Origin of the sequence: Frankia sp. QA3 (genome assembly GCF_000262465.1) — a bacterium.
Lineage (GTDB): Bacteria > Actinomycetota > Actinomycetes > Frankiales > Frankiaceae > Frankia.
Genome location: NZ_CM001489.1, coordinates 2,785,078 through 2,788,003 on the forward strand (window position 1 = coordinate 2,785,078; position 2,926 = coordinate 2,788,003).

Annotated in this window: 3 protein-coding genes and 1 pseudogene; 2 read left to right on the plus strand and 2 right to left on the minus strand. The window is 67.3% G+C overall.

Annotated elements, in window-relative coordinates:
• Positions 1 to 360 (minus strand): IS256 family transposase (locus tag FRAQA3DRAFT_RS11390; protein WP_009739188.1); only part of this gene is annotated, 360 nt, incomplete at its 3' end.
• A gap of 135 nt (positions 361 to 495) precedes the next feature.
• Between FRAQA3DRAFT_RS11390 and FRAQA3DRAFT_RS11395 the strand changes: the two are divergent.
• Together FRAQA3DRAFT_RS11395 and FRAQA3DRAFT_RS34945 are read left to right on the plus strand one after the other, a co-directional pair.
• A pseudogene (locus FRAQA3DRAFT_RS11395) lies at positions 496 to 729 on the plus strand (DDE-type integrase/transposase/recombinase); the annotation flags it as partial.
• 816 nt (positions 730 to 1,545) lie between these two features.
• A complete protein-coding gene (locus FRAQA3DRAFT_RS34945) occupies positions 1,546 to 2,316 on the plus strand; it encodes a pentapeptide repeat-containing protein (RefSeq protein WP_232292110.1) in 771 nt (256 codons plus the stop codon).
• Positions 2,317 to 2,414: 98 nt separating this feature from the next.
• On the opposite strand, the gene FRAQA3DRAFT_RS11405 is transcribed toward FRAQA3DRAFT_RS34945, so the two are convergent.
• Positions 2,415 to 2,926 (minus strand): IS6 family transposase (locus tag FRAQA3DRAFT_RS11405; RefSeq protein WP_009739191.1); only part of this gene is annotated, 512 nt, incomplete at its 5' end.

The window sequence follows — 2,926 nt, forward strand, 5'->3', positions numbered from 1 at the left end:
CACCCGGCGCGTCGAAACCCCCAGAAGATACGACGTGGCGACCACCGAGATCAGCGCCTGCTCGGCGCGTCTCCTCCGGGTCAGCAGCCATTCCGGGAAATACGACCCCTGCCGCAGCTTCGGGATCGACAGGTCGATCGTCCCGGCCCGCGTGTCCCACTCCCGCGTCCGGTAGCCGTTCCGGCGATTCGTCCGCTCCGATGATATCTCCCCGTATTCCGCCCCGCAGATCCCGTCCACCTCGGCGCCCATCAACGCCTCCGCGAACGCCTTCACCATCGACCCCAGCAGATCCGGACTCGCCGCCGCGAGTTCCTTGCCCACGAACTCCACGTCCGGCACAGTCGGGCGCACGGCCATCGCGTTTCCTCCTCAACGAGCTACTACGACAGGTTTCTCGTGAGGATCACGCGGTGGCCGTCCCACGTCACGGACCGCCACTCCGGCGAGTCGTCAGACGATCACAATCCGTACACCACGTCCGTGGACTCCACTGCCTGCCACGTCGACGCCGCCCGGCAGAACAACCGGATCGAAGCCGACCACAGCCGGCTCAAAGCCCGCCTCCGCCCGATGCGCGGCCTGAAACGGCTGCGCTCCGCCCAGACGATCAGCGCGGGGCATGCGTTCATCCAGAACATCCGCCGCGGCCACTACGAACTCGGAATCGACACCGACCCGCACACACAGGTGACGGCCGCGTTCACCGAGCTCACCCTCGCGATCTGATCACCCGATCGGCAGGGTCAGCCATGCCCTGTCGTCCCCCAATGCAACAAGCCCCCGACAACTATGCCGAGGCCCTGGGTACTGGTCCCCGTTGCCCGGCCGCCGCACGCTCCGGTTAAGGGAATATTAAGTGCTGGACATTTCTACTTCGGCGTGCTACTGAAGTAGCCCATGGATATCTTTTCGCCGTTCAATACCGATCTTGATCTGACCGGGCTGCGAGGAGTTCAGGCCGGCGTTGTCCACGAAGTCATTTCCGACCTGGACCGTCCCAATCAGCCTCTCGCGCCCGCAGACAGAGCGACCGCGCAGGCCGCGGCCATTGCTCTGTACCGCGCGGCTGGGCTTCCCGACCCGCAGGTCGTGTGGACGGAGTCGCCGAACAGCGACTTTCAGCCGCCTCGCGGCTGGTCCAACCTGCGGGAGCCGGCCTTTCAGGCCGCGAAACACCCGGATCGCGAGACCGGAGAATGGATGTTGCCCGCGCTCACGGCCGCCATCAGGAGCCCCTCCTCGGGTCGTTTCCGGCGAGCAGCCCTGCGGCGGCTACTCCCCACCCGCCGAAGCGCCGGCCAGAGGACGGTGAGTCCACCACCGCAGTGGGGCCGGCGGCACCGGCTGGAGCTCTGGGCTGACCTACGCCGCTCGTGCGGCGGCTGGTGGCCGTTCGCCGAGGTGTGCTTCCTTTCGGAGCGGCCGGTCGAGGCCGACACCCGGCATTGGTGGCACCAGGAGGGCCCGCCCCCGCGTAACAGCTCCCCGCTGGTCCTTCGCTATCCCGACGGTTACCGCCTCTACCGCCTGCACGACGTGTGGATGGATGAGGAAGCAGCCCTTGATCCCCTGCTCGGGAGCCCGCTGTCGGAAGCGGAACGTGCCACGGTGAAAACCACCCTCGACGCTGCCGATCCAAGTACGTTCGCCCGGCTGCTGTGCCGGGATCTGCGCGGCGCCGACCTGCGCGGCGTCCGTTTCCCCAAGTACATCCCGCTGGAAGGCATCGATCTCTCTCGCGTCGATCTGCGCGGCGCCGACCTGTCCGACGCGTCCTGGGGCTGCGGATACGGCGTCGACTGCGCCGACGCCGTCCTGGCCGGCGCTGACCTGCGCGGCGCAGAACTCGGCCCGGAGTGCGACTTCACCCGGGCCGACCTTACCGGCGCCAACCTCTCCGGTCTCCAGCTCAACGGCAGTCCGTTCACCACGCCGCGCTTCACCGGTGCGACACTCGTCCGCGCCGACCTCACCAACACGTCTCTGGTCGGCGCGAAATTCGCCGATGTGGACCTGCGCGGCGCCGATCTCACCGGAGCCCGGCTGCCTCCAATGAGCCCCTGGAATCGACCGAAAGCAGATCTCGCCTTTCTGGTTGAGAACTTCTTCCCCGGCGCGCGTTGGGACACCAGCACTCGCTGGCCAGCCGACCTCGCCGCGTGCGCCGAGCAGCTCGCCGAAAGGTCCGAGATTCTGCCGGACGGCACCCGAAGAGTACCCCCGATGCCTCCCAGGCCTGCGCGGACCGTCTCCATGGTGTCGACCGGCACCATGGATCTCCCGGACCAGCAATCTCCTTGGGGAGTCTGGTGATTCAGGGCCGTTTTTTCCCGAACGGTCGGACCGGTCCGACCAGGGGGCTTGTTGCATTGGGGGACGACAGGGCATGGCTGACCCTGCCGATCGGGTGATCAGATCGCGAGGGTGAGCTCGGTGAACGCGGCCGTCACCTGTGTGTGCGGGTCGGTGTCGATTCCGAGTTCGTAGTGGCCGCGGCGGATGTTCTGGATGAACGCATGCCCCGCGCTGATCGTCTGGGCGGAGCGCAGCCGTTTCAGGCCGCGCATCGGGCGGAGGCGGGCTTTGAGCCGGCTGTGGTCGGCTTCGATCCGGTTGTTCTGCCGGGCGGCGTCGACGTGGCAGGCCTCGGGACGCAGTTCGTCGAGGAGTCTCGGGTAGACGGGTGCTTTGTCGGTGGTGACCTCGACCGGCCGGCGCCCATGGGACAGTGCCTGGGTGAAGAATCGGCGGGCGGCGGCCTGGTCGCGGCGGGTTCTGGCGAGGACGTCGATGACCTGTCCGTGCTGGTCAACCGCCCGGTACAGGTAGGTCCAACGGCCAGCGACCTTCACATACGTCTCATCAACGAACCACCTGTCGCCAGGACGGTGTCGGTAGGGTCGGGCTGCGTCTACGAGCAGGG